The following is a 13,933-nucleotide window of genomic DNA, read 5'->3' on the forward strand; positions in this document are numbered from 1 at the left end:
ATGCGGCTACCCGGGCTGACCGGCGTCGCCACGCTCGCCTGGCCATTGCTGGTCTGGCTGGCGCTGCGGCATCACGTGGCGCTGTTGCTGCCGCTGGCGCTGCTTTTTCTGCTGCGCGGCTGGCTGTTGCGCCATCAAGCCGGCCCGTTTAACGCGCTCAGTCAGCGGCTGGCGCTGGCCGGCGCGGCGCTTTGCCTGTTTAGCCTGCTGCCGGGTCAACAGCATCTGCTGCTGTGGTATCCGGTGGCGGTCAACGGCGCGCTGCTGCTGCTGTTTGGCAGTTCACTGTTCAGCGGTATGCCGCTGGTCGAACAGCTGGCGCGGCTGCGCGAACCCGATTTGCCGCCGCGTGCCGTGCGCTACACGCGGCGCGTCACGCAGATCTGGTGCCTGTTTTTTATCCTGAATGGCACTATTGCGACCTTTACCTGCCTGCACGGCGATATGGCATTGTGGACACTATGGAACGGTTTACTCAGTTATCTGCTTATTGGCCTGCTGATGGCCGGGGAATGGCTGGTGCGTCAGCGCATCAGGCGGGCGGCGTGACCATCGCGCCTTTTGCCAGTTGGCTAAGCGGCAACGAACGACTGGTTGCCTGGCGCGATGCGCAGCCGATCATGCTCAGCACGCTGCGCCAGCAGGTCAGCGCGCTTTGTCAACAGCTGCAACAGCGGCCGGAAATGCGCTGGGCGCTCTGCTTCGACGACAGCTACCTGTTCTGCGTTGCGCTGCTGGCCTGCCTGCATGCTGGAAAGACGCCGGTGATGCCGGGCCATGCGCGGCCTGCGCTGCTACGCGAACAGCGCCGCAGCTTTGATGCGCTGCTCAGTGACACTCTGATCGCGATGGGCAAACCGGCGTTGCGCATCGGCAAGCGCGCCGGGCGCTCAGCCACGCCGCTGCCCGCGGTGGAGGATAGCGCTCATCTGGTGCTGTTCACCTCCGGTTCTACCGGTCAGCCGCGTGAAATCATCAAGCCACTGGCCGGACTGCTGCGTGAAGCGCAGTGGCTGGCAACGCTGTGGGGCGACCAGCTGGCCAACAGCCAGATCATCGCCTCGGTCAGCCATCAACATCTTTATGGCCTGACGTTTCGCATCCTGCTGCCGCTGGCGCTGCGCCTGCCGTTCGATGCGCGCCAAATCCTCTATGCTGAACAGCTCTCTGTGCGGCCACCCAGCCCGAAAACGGTCTTTATCAGCAGTCCGGCCTTTCTGCGTCGTCTTGATCAGGCGCTACAGGTGCCCGCCTGCGCGCTGGTGATCTCCGCCGCCGGGGCGCTCAGCGCCGCTGAGCGCGCGCGGGCCGCGACCTGGTGTGGCTGCCCGGTCGGCGAAATCTACGGCAGCACTGAAACCGGCGTCATCGCCTGGCGGCTCGGTACAGGCGTCTGGCAGCCGTTTACCGGCGTGACCTTTACGCCGCAGCCGCAGGATCGCTGGCAGATTCACTCCCCGCTGATTGCGGGCGAAGGCACGCTAATGCTGGACGATCGGCTGGCGTTTCACGCGGAGCAGGGCTTTGACATCGTTGGCCGTCATGACCGCGTGGTAAAAATTGAAGATAAACGCATCTCGCTCAGCGAGGTGGAGCGTCGCCTGATGGCGCTGCCCGGCATTGTCGACGCCGTCACGCTGGTGATCTCCCGTCATGGTCGCCGCGCGGTGGGCGTGGTGCTGGTGGCCGCTGACCTGCCGGATGCCGACCAGCTGCCGCTGCTGAAACGGCAGTGGAAGCAGGCGTTGCAGCCGTGGCTGGAGCCGCTGGCGGTGCCGCGCTACTGGCGCTGCGTTACGTCGATACCCCACAACAGCCAGAGCAAGCGTGACTGGCAACGGATTGAGGAGCTGTTTGATGCTGCCGACTGAGCTGGCTCGTCACCAGGTGGATAACCGGGCGGAACTGCTGCTGCGGGTTGATCCTGACCTGTTCTGGTTTCGCGGTCACTTTCCCGACCAGCCGTTGCTGCCCGGCGTGGCGCAGCTCGACTGGGTAATGCATTACGGCATCCTGCTGCTGGCGCCGAATCATCAGTTTGCCGCAGTGGAAAATATCAAGTTTCAGCAGCCGATCCTGCCGGGCAGCACGCTCTGCCTGCGCATCAGCTGGCTGGCGGAGAAGCGGCAGCTCACCTTTAGCTACGCCAGGATAGCGGCGGCATCGGAAACCGTGGCCAGCAGCGGGAAGATCGGCCTGTGCTAGATAACGCCTTTTCACCCTGCGTGGTGATTCCCTGCTACAACCACGGCGCGATGATCGCCTCGGTGCTGGCGCGTCTGGCGCCGTTTCACCTGCCGATCATTGTGGTTGACGATGGCAGCGATGCCGCTACCGTTACGGCGCTGACGCGCTTACAGGCTGCGGATCTGCAAATTCTTCGGCTGTCGCCCAACGCCGGCAAAGGCGCTGCGGTGATCCACGGCCTGCGCGCTGCTGCTGCCCGCGGCTTCAGTCATGCGCTACAGCTCGATGCTGACGGCCAGCATCAGGTGGAAGATGTGCCACGGCTGCTGGCGGAAGCCAAAGCCTGGCCAGAGTGTTTGATTTCCGGCCAGCCGCTGTATGACAGCTCGGTGCCGAAAGCACGGCTTTATGGCCGCTACATCACGCACTTTTGGGTCTGGGTGGAGACGCTGTCGTTTGCTATCAAAGACAGCATGTGCGGTTTTCGCGTTTATCCGTTAGCCGCCACGCTGGCACTGTGTGCAGAGCGGCCGATTGGCCAGCGCATGGATTTCGACACCGAAATCATGGTGCGCCTCTGGTGGCGCGGCACCCGCAGCCGTTTTATCCCCACCCGCGTCACCTATCCGGCCGATGGCGTATCGCACTTTGATGCGCTGCGCGACAACCTGCGCATCTCCCGGATGCATACCCGCCTCTTTTTTGGCATGCTGCCGCGCATTCCCCAGCTGCTGCGCCAGCGGCCGGAAGCGCACTGGTCGGCGGTCTCTGAACGTAAAGGGCAGGCTGGCCTGCGGCTGATGCTGGCGGTGTGGCGCTACGGCGGGCGATTGCCGTTTACCCTGCTGCTCTGGCCGGTAGTCGTGGTCTACTGGCTCAGTGGTTCCACCCAGCGCCGCGCATCACAACAGTGGCTGCAGCGGGTGAAAATTCAGGCGGCAAAGCGACAGATTGCGCTGCCGCCGCCGCTTAACAGCTACCGTCACTTTGTGCGCTTTGGCCAGGCGATGCTGGATAAGGTCGCCAGCTGGCATGGCGAACTGCGCTGGGGCAAAGAGGTGGTATTTGCCCCCGGCGCCGAGCAGGCGTTGCGTGCGGAACAGCCCGGTGGACGACTGATCCTCGCCTCGCACTTAGGCGACATCGAAGCATGCCGCGCGCTGGCGCAGCAGGTGAGTGGGCTGGTGATCAACGCGCTGGTATTTACTGAAAACGCACAGCGTTTCCGTCAGGCGCTGGAGGCGATCGCTCCGCAGGCGGGCGTTAACCTGCTGCCGGTGAGCAACATCGGCCCGGAAACTGCCATTTTGCTGCAGCAAAAACTCGATGCCGGTGAATGGGTGGCGATCGTGGGCGATCGCACGGCGGTAAACCGGCAGCGCGGTGGTGAACGCCGCGTAATCTGGAGTGATTTTATGGGCCAGCAGGCGCCGTTTCCGCAGGGGCCGTTTGTGCTGGCGGCGGCGCTGCGTTGCCCGGTGATCCTGATGTTTGCGCTGCGTCAGCAGGGCAGGCTGCATATCCACGCAGAGCCTTTTGCCGATCCGTTACTGATGCCGCGCGCATCGCGCCAGCAGGCGTTGCAGGCCGCGGTGGATCGCTATGCACAGCGCCTTGAGCATTACGCCTTACTGGCGCCGCTGGACTGGTTTAACTTTTTTGATTTCTGGACGTTGCCAGGCGCAGCGCCCTCGCGTGAGGAACGCCATGAACAGCAGTGATCTGAGTATTGAGGTAAATATCGTGGTGCCTTTCCACGATGTCGACGCCATGAAGGTGGTCTGGCACGGCAACTACTTTCGTTACTTTGAGGTGGCGCGTGAGGCGCTGCTGGGCAAATTTGGTTATGGCTATCGGGCGATGGAAGCCAGCGGTTACGCCTGGCCGGTGGTCGATACGCGGGTGAAATATCGGCAGGCGGTGAGCTTTGAACAGGCGATCCGCGTGCGTGCCACCATTGTGGAGTATGAAAATCGCCTGCGCATCGATTATGTCATCTTTGATGAAGCGGGACGGCGCACCACCACCGGCTACACCATTCAGGTGGCGGTAGCGATCGCCAGCCGCGAAATGTGCTTTGTTTCCCCGCCGGTGCTGCTGGAAAAATTAGGAGTGACGCTGTGAAAAAAGGACTATTTCTTCTGTTGTGGTGCTGGGCGGCGGCGACGCAGGCAGTGACGCTTGACGATCTACAGCAGCGCTTCGCCAGCCAGCCGGTGGTGCGCGCGGACTTCACCCAGCAACGACAGATTGACGGCATGGCGCAGCCGCTGCGCTCCAGCGGTCGCATGGTCATTGCGCGCGAAAAAGGGCTGTGGTGGCGACAGGATGCGCCTTTTGCCATGACGCTGCTGCTTGACGATCGGCGCATGGTGCAACAGATGGCGGGTCAGCCTGCACAGGTAGTGACCGCCGCCAACAATCCACAGATGTTCCAGTTTAATCATCTGCTGCGGGCGCTGTTTCAGGCCGACAGGCGGGTGCTCGAAGAGAACTTTCGCCTCGACTTCCACGACGGCGGCCAGGGAAACTGGCGGCTGATGCTGACGCCAAAGGCGGCGCCGCTCGATAAGCTGTTCAACACCATTACTCTTACCGGCGAGCGTTTTCTCAATACCATCGACCTTGACGACAAGCAGGGCGATAAAACCCACATCGTTCTCAGCCATCAGCGCAGTGAACCGACGGTGCTGAGCGATGCGGAGCAGCGGGATTTTAATGTTTACTGAACGTCGGCTGGCGCCGCTCTGGCTGCTCTGTGTTGCGCTGCTGTTGATCGCGCTGTTGTGGCTGTTGCCGCAGGCGCGCATTAACAGCAGCGTGCTGGCGCTGTTGCCCCAGCAGACGCTGGGTGCGACGCCCGCTGCGGTGCAGTCCGGTTTTATGCAGCGGCTGGATCGGCAGATGGTCTGGCTGGTTGCCGCCGATGAGGCGCACGGTGAGCAGGTGGCGCAGAGCTGGCTGACGGCGCTGCGTGGCATACCCGCGCTGACACAGTTGCAGGGGCCGATCGATAGCGCGCAGCAGCAGGCGTGGGGCGCATTTGCCTGGCAGCACCGCAATGGTTTGCTGGATCCGGCCACCCGTGAACGGCTGCAGCAGGGCGGTGAGGCGCAGGCCCGCTGGGTGCTGGCGCAGCTTTTCTCGGCCTTTGCCGGGGTGAGCGGCAAAGAAATTCAGCAGGATCCGCTGTTGCTGACGCGCGGCGCGCAGCTGGCACTGCAGCAGAATGCCAGCCGCATGACGCTGCGTAACGGCTGGCTGACGGTGCAGGATGCACAGGGACGTCGCTGGTATTTTCTGCACGGCGAACTGACGGGCAACGCTTTCAGCATGCAGCAAAGTCATATGCTGGTCGCCGCGCTGGCCGAGCGTGAAGCGGCGTTAAAAGCACGCTGGCCCGACGCCACGCTGTTGACCCGTGGCACGGTGCTGTTCAGCGATCGCGCCAGTCAGCAGGCGCAGCACGATATCTCCACGCTGGGCAGCGCCACCGTCGCGGGCGTGTTGCTGCTGGTATGGCTGGTGTTTCGGTCGCTGCGCCCGCTGCTGCTGTGTGCGCTGTCGGTAGGCATCGGTGCCATGACCGGCACCGTGCTGACGCTGCTGCTGTTTGGCGAACTGCATCTGATGACGCTGGTGATGAGCCTGAGCATCGTGGGCATTTCGGCTGATTACACGCTCTATTACCTGACCGAACGCATGGTGCATGGCGCCGAAGCCTCGCCAACCGACAGCATGCGCAAGGTGCGTCCGGCGATGCTGCTGGCGCTGGGCACCACGGCGATTGCCTGGCTGGTGATGCTACTGGCCCCTTTTCCGGGGCTGCGCCAGCTGGCGGTGTTTGCCGCCAGTGGCCTGGCCGCCGCCTGTTTAACGGTGATCTGCTGGTATCCGCTGCTGGTACGCGGCCTGCCGGTACGGCCAGTGCCCCTGATGATTACGCTGGCGCGCTGGCTGGCGGCCTGGCGTCGTAATCAGCGGGTGCGCATTGGCGTGCCGTTGGCAGTGCTGCTGTTTTCGCTGTTCGGGCTTATGCAGCTGAAGATCGATGATGATATTTCGCGCCTGCAGGCGCTGCCGTCGGCGCTATTAGCGCAGGATCAACAGGTTGCGCAGTTGACCGGACAGCAGGCCGATCAAACCTGGTTTGTGGTTTCCGGCGCCTCGCCGCAGCAAACGCTGGAGCGGCTGGACGCACTGGCGGCAAAACTGCCTGCGGCGCAGCGTCAGCAGTGGCTGGGCGCATACCGGCTGCTGCCGCTGAATTCGCTGGCCCGTCAGCAGCAGGATCGTGCGCTGATTAACGCCGCCGCGCCTGCGGTTGTCGCGGCCTTACGTACCGCGGGTATAAGCGCGCCGCAGGTCAACGGCGATGCCATGCCGGTAACGGTTGAGAGCTGGCTCAACAGCCCACTGTCAACCGGCTGGCGGCTGCTGTGGCTCTCCGTCAACGAGGGTGAAAGCGGCGTGCTGGTGCCGGTCAGCGGCGTGAAAAATAGCCAGGCACTGGGCCAGCTGGCCGCCAGTCTGCCGGGCGTGAGCTGGGTCGATCGCAAGGCAAGCTTTAACAATCTGTTTGCCCACTATCGGGCCATGTTGTCGATGTTGCTGGCGGTAGCGCTGGCGATCATCGCGGTGAGTTATATGTGGCGTCTCGGCTGGCGCCGGGGCCTGCGCAGCATGCTGCCGTCGCTGCTTTCGCTGGCCGCCGGACTGGCCGCGCTCGGTTACAGCGGGCAGGCGCTCAACCTGTTTGCGCTGCTGGCGCTGGTACTGGTGCTCGGCATTGGTATTAATTACAGCTTATTTTTCAGTAATCCGCGCGGCACGCCGATAACCTCTCTGCTGGCGGTCACGCTGGCGATGCTGACCACGCTGTTAACGCTGGGCATGCTGGTATTCAGCACCACGCAGGCGATCGTCAGCTTCGGCATCGTACTCTGCTGCGGGATCTTTACCGCCTTTTTGCTGGCGCCGCTGGCGCTGCCTGAACAGAAGAGGAAGCGAAAATGAGAAGATTGGCAATAGCGCTGTGCGCCGTGCTGCTGCTGGCAGGCTGCGCACGGCCGGTCACCACCGCGACGCCGCAGGCGTGGCTGAAGCCCGGCGTGCAAGTCTCGCTGCCGCCGCCGGGTATCAGCCCAGCGTTCAGCGAGCAGCAGCTGTTGACCGGCAAAGTAAAGGGGCAGCAGCAGTCGCTGATGGTGCTGCTAAGCGCTAATGGTGACAGTGTCACGTTGGCCGGGCTGTCATCGCTCGGCATTCGCTTGTTCCGTCTGACTTACAGCCGCAGCGGCATTCACAGCGAGCAGGCGATAGCGCTGCCGAAAATGCCGCCCGCCAGCCAGGTGCTGGCTGATGTGATGCTGAGCCGCTGGCCGGTGAGCGCCTGGCAGCCGGTCTTGCCGCGCGGCTGGACGCTGGTCGATGCCGGGCTGCAACGGCAGTTACGCGATCAAAACGGCACGCTGATCACTGAGATTCACTACCTGATGCGCGGCGATCGGCGTCAGCCGGTGTCGATACAGCAGTTCGCTTTTGGTTATCTGATCACTATACAAACGCTGGATCCCTGATGATGTTTATCTCTGCCGTCGGCATGCTGAGCGCGCTGGGCAATAATCTTGATGAAACCGCAGATAACCTGCGTCGCGGCGTGGCGCCCGGCATGCAGCCAGGCCAGCAGTGGTTGATCGGTAACAAGCCGTGCTGGGCCGGTCAGGTCACCGGGGATCTGCCGCCGGTGCCGACGTCGCTGGCCGCGCACGATACGCGTAATAATCGGCTGCTGCTGGCGGCGCTGGCGCAGATTCGTCCTGAGGTGGATGCGGCGATCGCACGCGTGGGGCGGCAACGGGTTGCGATTGTGCTGGGCACCAGCACCTCCGGCGTTGATGAGGGCGATCGTCACATCAGCGACGGCTCGCGGCCTTTTCATTATGCGATGCAAGAATTAGGCGATCCGTCGCGCTTTCTGGCGGCGACGCTGGGGCTGTACGGCCCGGCTTACACTATTTCCACCGCCTGCTCCTCCAGCGCGCGCGCGGTGCTCAGCGGCGCGCGCCTGATCGCCGCCGGGCTGGCGGACGTGGCGCTGGTCGGCGGTGCTGATTCGCTCAGCCGCATGCCGATGAACGGTTTTGACAGCCTGGAATCGCTGTCAGCCCGGCGCTGCGTGCCGTTCAGCAGTGAGCGCGACGGCATCACTGTCGGTGAAGGCGCGGCGCTGATGCTGTTGACCCGCGAGCCACAGCCGGTGGCGCTGCTCGGCGGCGGCGAATCCTCCGATGCCTGGCATATGTCAGCGCCGCATCCGCAGGGCGAGGGCGCGCAGCGGGCGATGGAGATGGCGCTGCGTACGGCGCAGCTGACGCCGCAGCAGATCGGCTATATCAACCTGCACGGCACCGCCACGCGGCTCAATGATGAGATTGAAGCGGGCGTGGTGCAGCGCATGTTTGGCGACAGCGTGCCCGCCAGCTCCACCAAACACCTGACTGGCCATACGCTGGGCGCCGCAGGCATCTGCGAAGCGGCGCTAAGTTGGCTGCTGCTGACCCGCGCGCTGCCGTTGCCGCAGCAGGATTTCAGCCAGTCACCGCTCGACAGCAGCCTGCCGCCGTGTGGTCTGCTGCACACCGGCGCACCGCTTAGCACGCCGGTTATTCTGTCGAACTCTTTTGCTTTTGGCGGCAATAACGCCTGCCTGATTTTAGGACGTTGCGATGAGTGATTATCTCTCTGCTGCTCACTATTTACCGCACGCCGCGCCGATGGTGCTGCTTGATCGGGTGATCGCCGTCAGTGACGACGGCGCCCATTGTCAGGTGCGCGTCAGCCACGATGGCGTTCTGGCGCCGTTTCTCGATGCACAAGGGCAGTTGCCCGCCTGGTTTGGCGTGGAGATCATCGCCCAGACAGTGGGCGTCTGGTCGGGCTGGCACGGCCTGCAGGCGGATGGCGCCACGCCACAGCCGGGGATGCTGCTGGGCGGACGCGGTTATCGGGCGCAGCAGTCCTGTTTCCCCGGCGGCGCGCTGCTGGATGTGCAGGTAAAGCTGCTGATGCGCGATGACAAAATCGGCAGCTTTGAGGGGCAGATTTTCATTGATGGCGAGCCGGTGGCAGCGGGGCGTCTCAACACCTATCAGCCCGATCGCCACGAACTTCAACAGCTTCTACAACAGGATTTACCATCATGACGCGTTCCGTATTGGTTACCGGCGCCAGCAAAGGCATTGGCCGCGCCATCGCACAGCGGCTGGGCCGCGAAGGCTTCACTATCATCGTGCATTATCACAGCGATCGGGCGGGTGCCGAACAGACCGCCAGCGCCATCTGCGAGGCCGGTGGCAGCGCGCGAACGCTGGGATTCGACGTGGCGGATCGCGTCACCTGTCGTGAACAGATCGAGCAGGATATCGCGCAGCACGGCGGCTATTACGGCGTCATCAGCAACGCGGGCATCACCCGTGACGGTGCTTTTCCTGCGCTGAGTGACGATGACTGGGACCGCGTGATCCATACCAACCTCGACAGCTTCTATAACGTCATTCATCCCTGCGTCATGCCGATGATTGGCCTGCGTAGCGGCGGTCGCATTATTACCCTGTCGTCGGTTTCCGGCATGATGGGCAACCGTGGGCAGGTCAACTACAGCGCGGCTAAAGCGGGCATTATTGGTGCCACCAAGGCGCTGGCGGTGGAGCTGGCTAAACGGCGCATCACCGTCAACTGCATCGCGCCGGGGCTGATCGATACCGGCATGAGCGGCCTCGAGCCGCATGTGGTGGAAGAGGCGATGAAAATTATTCCGATGAAGCGTATGGGCGAGGCGGAAGAGGTAGCTGGGCTGGCGAGCTATTTGATGTCCGACATTGCGGGCTACGTGACGCGGCAGGTGATTGCCATCAACGGAGGTATGCTGTGATTCATCGTGTGGTGGTAACCGGTATGGGCGGCGTGACGGCGTTTGGTGAACGCTGGGAAGCGGTGGCGCAGCGTCTGCGCGCCGGACGCAACGCGGTACGCAGCATGCCGGAATGGCAGATTTATGACGGGTTAAATACGCTGTTGGGCGCGCCAATTGATGATTTTTCGCTGCCCGCGCACTACACGCGCAAGCGTATTCGTTCTATGGGTCGCGTCTCACTGCTGGCGACCCGCGCCTGTGAACTGGCGCTGGAGCAGGCGGGTTTGCTGGCGCATCCGGTACTCACCAGCGGCGAGACTGGCATCGCCTACGGATCCTCGACCGGCAGCACCGGTCCGGTAAGTGAATTTGCCACCATGCTGACCGAAAAGCATACCAACAACATTACCGGCACCACCTATGTGCAGATGATGCCGCATACCACCGCGGTCAACGCCGGGCTGTTTTTTGGCCTGCGCGGGCGGGTGATTCCCACCTCCAGCGCCTGTACTTCCGGCAGCCAGGCGATTGGCTACGCATGGGAAGCGATTCGCCACGGCTATCAGACGGTGATGGTTGCCGGTGGCGCGGAGGAGCTCTGTCCCAGCGAAGCGGCGGTGTTTGATACGCTGTTCGCTACCAGCCAGCGCAATGACGCGCCGCACAGTTCGCCCGCGCCGTTTGACGCCGAACGCGATGGCCTGGTGATTGGTGAAGGCGCAGGCACGCTGGTGCTGGAATCGCTGGAGCATGCACAGGCGCGCGGCGCCACGATCTATGCCGAGCTGGTGGGCTTTCATACCAACTGCGATGCGGCGCACATTACCCAGCCGCAGCGCGAAACCATGCAGATTTGCATTGAAAAAGCGTTGCAGAGCGCCGGTCTGCGGGCCGACCAGATTGGCTATATCAGCGCGCACGGCACCGCCACCGAACGCGGTGACAGCGCCGAGAGTGCGGCCACCGCCGCGGTGTTCGGTGACCACACACCGATCTCATCACTGAAGAGCTATTTCGGCCATACGCTGGGTGCCTGCGGTGCGCTGGAAGCGTGGATGAGTATTGAGATGATGCGTGAAGGCTGGTTCGCGCCGACGCTGAATCTGCGGCGGCCAGCCGATGATTGCGCCGGTCTGGATTACATCATCGATGTGCCGCGGGCGATCGACACGGACTACATACAGTCGAACAACTTTGCTTTTGGCGGCATCAATACTTCACTGATTTTTCGCCGCTGGTCATAAGCAGATTTACGGCGCCGGATGGCGCCTTTTTTATCGCCATTTGCCATTCAGTTGCGCAGTAAATATGTCGCTATTGTCTTAAATCAACCTTTCTGGCTGCCGGAAGCGTAAACTGCAGCAGGATGTTAAAAAAACGTAATATTTACTCGCGAATTCGCGCGCCTGTGTCACAATAGCGCACCGAAACCGGTTCCAGCAGGATGCGGCGGCAGGATTTAACCTGTTGAGAGCGGTTTGGGATTTACTTTTCGCCGGTCAGAATAAATCTACTTTATCTGATTTGCGGTTGCGCCAGGCGCCTTTGCGTACTGATACACAGCAGCAGGTTTTGTCACTAAAAATAATGAATAACACGCCGCCCGATCATAAACATGAGTATCGCCCGCCTATGGACGATGCCCACTTCGCTATTGTGGTGCTTGCAGTGGCATCGCTAACGCTTATAATCTTTGTCCTGTTGATTACCTTATGGATGAGCTGATCTGTCGCCTGCGCGCGGCCAGCACAGCAAGGGAGCGCGTATGGAATCCCGGGATGATAAGCTTATTGCCGTTATTGGCCTGCTCTCCGCTTCCCTGATTGGCATGATTTTTCTGTTCATCATGACCTGGCTGGCGGACGTGCGTCGTTTCAGCGATGACGCCACCACCCAGCAATCGTGCCACAAGAAAATCAGCCCTCCGCCGATTCGTCATCACTGATGCCAGCTTTGCATCCTGATCTGCTGACTGCGTAATTCCAGCGCCAGCGGCTCATGCAGCGTGCGGTTGCCATTGGCGTCAGCCAGTCCAAACAGCGCGCCGGGCGAACGACGATCGTCGGCCCAGGCGGGATATTCCACTACCGGATAGATTGACACGCCTTCCAGTGCCACGCCTTGCGCCAGCGCCAGATTCGCCTGTTCTGCCACCTGCCGCAGCCAGGGTGCGCGCGCCGCGCCTTCCGCACCCGTTTCCGCCAGCAGCAAAGGCCGCTGATAACGCTGCCAGCAGGCGGCAAGCAGCGCGCTGAGCGGCTGCCGCGCCGGATGATCCGCGGGCAGGGCGCTGCCGTCGGTGAACCACTGGTTATCGTCATAGTAATTAAGGCCGATGATATCCAGGTAAGCCGCATCGCCACCAAGCGTCGGCTCGATGCGGCCCGCCAACATATCCCAGGCTTCAAACTGCGCTTCATGCAGCCGCGTGGCCAGCTCACGCTCGGCGCTGCTCTCATCGCGTGGCACCACGTTGACCAGCGGATCGGTAGCAACAAAACGGGCATCGGGGAAGACTTCTCTGATCGCAGCCATCGCCGCCAGCGAGGCGCGCACCAGCTGCTGCTTCAGGGTACGGCCACGACCACTGGCCCAGGGATTAAGCCAGGCGACGTCACCGCCGGCCCATGACCAAAAAGAGATCTGATTCACCGGCGTAAAAAACGGCCGCTCAATGCCTTCATCGCGCATGACCTGCGCCATCGCACGCGCGAAGCGCTGAAAACTGTCGACAAACGTCGGCGACCAGATATCAAGATGGGTCGGATAGCCAAAGTGGGCGAGTTCCCAGATCACCTCAAGCTGCTGATTCTCGGCGGCATGGATCATCGGCAGAAAGGTTGACCAGTCATAGTTCCCTGGCACTTTCTCAATCAGATGCCAGCGCGCCCCGTCGCGGGCGGTGCTGACATGCAGCGCCCGCAGCGCCGCGTAATCTTTCTCCAGCAGCATATCGTGGCCGCTGCTGATCACCATATCGAGCCGTTTGCCTTCGGCGCGGCAGGCGGTTGAGCAGCCAAAGCTGCCCTGAAAAAAACTGCGGAAAAGCTGCGGCTGGTGGCGCAGTGGGGGTGAATTAGGCTGCTGATCGACCATCGGGCATTCCTCTTTCCACACATGAAGGTTCGCTAAGTTTAGGTGTTGTCTGTTGATTGCACACGCCAGGCGACAGGGCGAGGTCAGCGCAGCGTAACAATTGCGTGGGATAGCCTAAACTCATTGCTGGCTAACAGATTCTTATCGGTCTAAGGAGAAGGGCATGCCTCATCGAATTCGGGTTGTACAGGGCGATATCACGCGTATGCAGGTCGATGCGATAGTCAATGCGGCGAACAGCAGCCTGCTCGGCGGTGGCGGCGTGGATGGTGCCATTCATCGTGCCGCGGGACCGGCGCTGCTTGACGCCTGCAAGGCCTGGGTCGCCGCGCATGGCAGTTGCGCCACCGGCGAGGCGGTGATTACCACCGCCGGACGTCTGCCAGTGCAGGCGGTGATCCACACCGTCGGTCCGGTCTGGCGCGGTGGCACGCAGGATGAAGCGCGGCTGCTGGCTAATGCCTATCGCAACTCGCTGCAGCTGGCGCTGGACAACACTATCAGCAGCCTGGCGTTTCCGGCCATCAGCACCGGCATTTACGGCTATCCGCCACAGCAGGCGGCGCAGATCGCCTTTGCCACGGTCAGCGCGTTTCTGCAGGATCATCCGCTACCGGAACGCGTCTGGTTTGTCTGTTTTGGCGAGGAGAGCTTCGTGCTTTACCAAAAACTGCTGGCTGAACAGCAGCATTCAGAGAAGTCGCATGACAATAGCTGGGCGCAGGATGAATAATC

16 protein-coding genes are annotated in these 13,933 nt (G+C 62.1%); 15 read left to right on the forward strand and 1 reads right to left on the reverse strand.

The features are described from left to right. The 14 genes from ACJY2L_RS03675 (at nt 1) to ACJY2L_RS03740 (ending at nt 12,047) form a co-directional block, all read left to right on the forward strand. Nucleotides 1-549 carry a hypothetical protein gene (locus ACJY2L_RS03675; protein ID WP_225700790.1) on the forward strand — a complete coding sequence of 183 codons (549 nt, stop codon included), beginning with the start codon at nt 1-3 and terminating at the stop codon, nt 547-549. After that, entirely contained in the window at nt 513-1,871 is a 1,359-nt protein-coding gene (locus tag ACJY2L_RS03680) for an AMP-binding protein (RefSeq protein ID WP_439212954.1), read from the forward strand. The genes ACJY2L_RS03675 and ACJY2L_RS03680 overlap by 37 nt, the downstream gene beginning before the upstream one ends. Then, nucleotides 1,858-2,205, forward strand: a complete 348-nt coding sequence (locus tag ACJY2L_RS03685) for a 3-hydroxyacyl-ACP dehydratase FabZ family protein (RefSeq protein ID WP_187486340.1) — start codon at nt 1,858-1,860, stop codon at nt 2,203-2,205. Before ACJY2L_RS03680 ends, ACJY2L_RS03685 begins: the two co-directional genes overlap by 14 nt. Next, nucleotides 2,199-3,908 (forward strand): glycosyltransferase family 2 protein, encoded by a 1,710-nt coding sequence (locus tag ACJY2L_RS03690; RefSeq protein WP_439212955.1) that lies wholly within the window; start codon nt 2,199-2,201, stop codon nt 3,906-3,908. The genes ACJY2L_RS03685 and ACJY2L_RS03690 overlap by 7 nt, the downstream gene beginning before the upstream one ends. Beyond that, nucleotides 3,895-4,311 carry an acyl-CoA thioesterase gene (locus ACJY2L_RS03695; protein WP_067429465.1) on the forward strand — a complete coding sequence of 139 codons (417 nt, stop codon included), beginning with the start codon at nt 3,895-3,897 and terminating at the stop codon, nt 4,309-4,311. Before ACJY2L_RS03690 ends, ACJY2L_RS03695 begins: the two co-directional genes overlap by 14 nt. Beyond that, nucleotides 4,308-4,916 (forward strand): outer membrane lipoprotein carrier protein LolA, encoded by a 609-nt coding sequence (locus tag ACJY2L_RS03700; RefSeq protein WP_439212956.1) that lies wholly within the window; start codon nt 4,308-4,310, stop codon nt 4,914-4,916. The genes ACJY2L_RS03695 and ACJY2L_RS03700 overlap by 4 nt, the downstream gene beginning before the upstream one ends. After that, a complete protein-coding gene (locus ACJY2L_RS03705; RefSeq protein ID WP_439212957.1) occupies nt 4,906-7,203 on the forward strand; it encodes an MMPL family transporter in 2,298 nt (765 codons plus the stop codon). Before ACJY2L_RS03700 ends, ACJY2L_RS03705 begins: the two co-directional genes overlap by 11 nt. Continuing rightward, nucleotides 7,200-7,766: a DUF3261 domain-containing protein gene (locus ACJY2L_RS03710; protein ID WP_439212958.1), complete on the forward strand. Its 567-nt coding sequence runs from the start codon at nt 7,200-7,202 to the stop codon at nt 7,764-7,766. The genes ACJY2L_RS03705 and ACJY2L_RS03710 overlap by 4 nt, the downstream gene beginning before the upstream one ends. Then, a complete protein-coding gene (locus tag ACJY2L_RS03715) occupies nt 7,766-8,923 on the forward strand; it encodes a beta-ketoacyl-[acyl-carrier-protein] synthase family protein (protein ID WP_439212959.1) in 1,158 nt (385 codons plus the stop codon). Before ACJY2L_RS03710 ends, ACJY2L_RS03715 begins: the two co-directional genes overlap by 1 nt. Further along, on the forward strand, nt 8,916-9,392 hold the full coding sequence (locus ACJY2L_RS03720) for an ApeP family dehydratase (RefSeq protein WP_439212960.1): 477 nt from the start codon (nt 8,916-8,918) through the stop codon (nt 9,390-9,392). The genes ACJY2L_RS03715 and ACJY2L_RS03720 overlap by 8 nt, the downstream gene beginning before the upstream one ends. Further along, nucleotides 9,389-10,120 carry a 3-ketoacyl-ACP reductase FabG2 gene (locus tag ACJY2L_RS03725; protein WP_439212961.1) on the forward strand — a complete coding sequence of 244 codons (732 nt, stop codon included), beginning with the start codon at nt 9,389-9,391 and terminating at the stop codon, nt 10,118-10,120. Before ACJY2L_RS03720 ends, ACJY2L_RS03725 begins: the two co-directional genes overlap by 4 nt. Further along, nucleotides 10,117-11,346: a beta-ketoacyl-ACP synthase gene (locus ACJY2L_RS03730; protein WP_439212962.1), complete on the forward strand. Its 1,230-nt coding sequence runs from the start codon at nt 10,117-10,119 to the stop codon at nt 11,344-11,346. The genes ACJY2L_RS03725 and ACJY2L_RS03730 overlap by 4 nt, the downstream gene beginning before the upstream one ends. A gap of 223 nt (nt 11,347-11,569) precedes the next feature. Continuing rightward, nucleotides 11,570-11,827, forward strand: a complete 258-nt coding sequence (locus tag ACJY2L_RS03735; RefSeq protein WP_067429482.1) for a hypothetical protein — start codon at nt 11,570-11,572, stop codon at nt 11,825-11,827. 40 nt (nt 11,828-11,867) lie between these two features. Further along, entirely contained in the window at nt 11,868-12,047 is a 180-nt protein-coding gene (locus ACJY2L_RS03740) for a hypothetical protein (RefSeq protein ID WP_067429485.1), read from the forward strand. On the opposite strand, the gene ACJY2L_RS03745 is transcribed toward ACJY2L_RS03740, so the two are convergent. Next, a complete protein-coding gene (locus tag ACJY2L_RS03745) occupies nt 12,041-13,198 on the reverse strand; it encodes a beta-glucosidase (protein ID WP_439212963.1) in 1,158 nt (385 codons plus the stop codon). The genes ACJY2L_RS03740 and ACJY2L_RS03745 overlap by 7 nt on opposite strands. 163 nt (nt 13,199-13,361) lie before the next feature. Here ACJY2L_RS03745 and ymdB point away from each other — a divergent pair, with 163 nt between their 5' ends. Next, complete coding sequence (ymdB, locus tag ACJY2L_RS03750; RefSeq protein WP_439212964.1) at nt 13,362-13,931, forward strand: O-acetyl-ADP-ribose deacetylase; 570 nt, start codon at nt 13,362-13,364, stop codon at nt 13,929-13,931. Nucleotides 13,932-13,933: the final 2 nt, after the last annotated feature.

This window comes from Duffyella sp. Ts4 (assembly GCF_051851875.1).
GTDB lineage: Bacteria > Pseudomonadota > Gammaproteobacteria > Enterobacterales > Enterobacteriaceae > Duffyella > Duffyella gerundensis.

What these genes read in the sequence shown, in the direction of transcription:
- ACJY2L_RS03715 (WP_439212959.1), top strand. Translation starts at nt 7,766, where the DNA reads ATGATGTTTATCTCTGCCGTCGGCATGCTGAGCGCGCTGGGCAATAAT.
- ACJY2L_RS03710 (WP_439212958.1), top strand. Translation starts at nt 7,200, where the DNA reads ATGAGAAGATTGGCAATAGCGCTGTGCGCCGTGCTGCTGCTGGCAGGC.
- ACJY2L_RS03725 (WP_439212961.1), top strand. Translation starts at nt 9,389, where the DNA reads ATGACGCGTTCCGTATTGGTTACCGGCGCCAGCAAAGGCATTGGCCGC.
- ACJY2L_RS03685 (WP_187486340.1), top strand. Translation starts at nt 1,858, where the DNA reads ATGCTGCCGACTGAGCTGGCTCGTCACCAGGTGGATAACCGGGCGGAA.
- ACJY2L_RS03740 (WP_067429485.1), top strand. Translation starts at nt 11,868, where the DNA reads ATGGAATCCCGGGATGATAAGCTTATTGCCGTTATTGGCCTGCTCTCC.
- ACJY2L_RS03675 (WP_225700790.1), top strand. Translation starts at nt 1, where the DNA reads ATGCGGCTACCCGGGCTGACCGGCGTCGCCACGCTCGCCTGGCCATTG.
- ACJY2L_RS03680 (WP_439212954.1), top strand. Translation starts at nt 513, where the DNA reads ATGGCTGGTGCGTCAGCGCATCAGGCGGGCGGCGTGACCATCGCGCCT.
- ACJY2L_RS03745 (WP_439212963.1), bottom strand. Translation starts at nt 13,198, where the DNA reads ATGGTCGATCAGCAGCCTAATTCACCCCCACTGCGCCACCAGCCGCAG.
- ACJY2L_RS03705 (WP_439212957.1), top strand. Translation starts at nt 4,906, where the DNA reads ATGTTTACTGAACGTCGGCTGGCGCCGCTCTGGCTGCTCTGTGTTGCG.
- ACJY2L_RS03695 (WP_067429465.1), top strand. Translation starts at nt 3,895, where the DNA reads ATGAACAGCAGTGATCTGAGTATTGAGGTAAATATCGTGGTGCCTTTC.
- ACJY2L_RS03720 (WP_439212960.1), top strand. Translation starts at nt 8,916, where the DNA reads ATGAGTGATTATCTCTCTGCTGCTCACTATTTACCGCACGCCGCGCCG.
- ymdB (WP_439212964.1), top strand. Translation starts at nt 13,362, where the DNA reads ATGCCTCATCGAATTCGGGTTGTACAGGGCGATATCACGCGTATGCAG.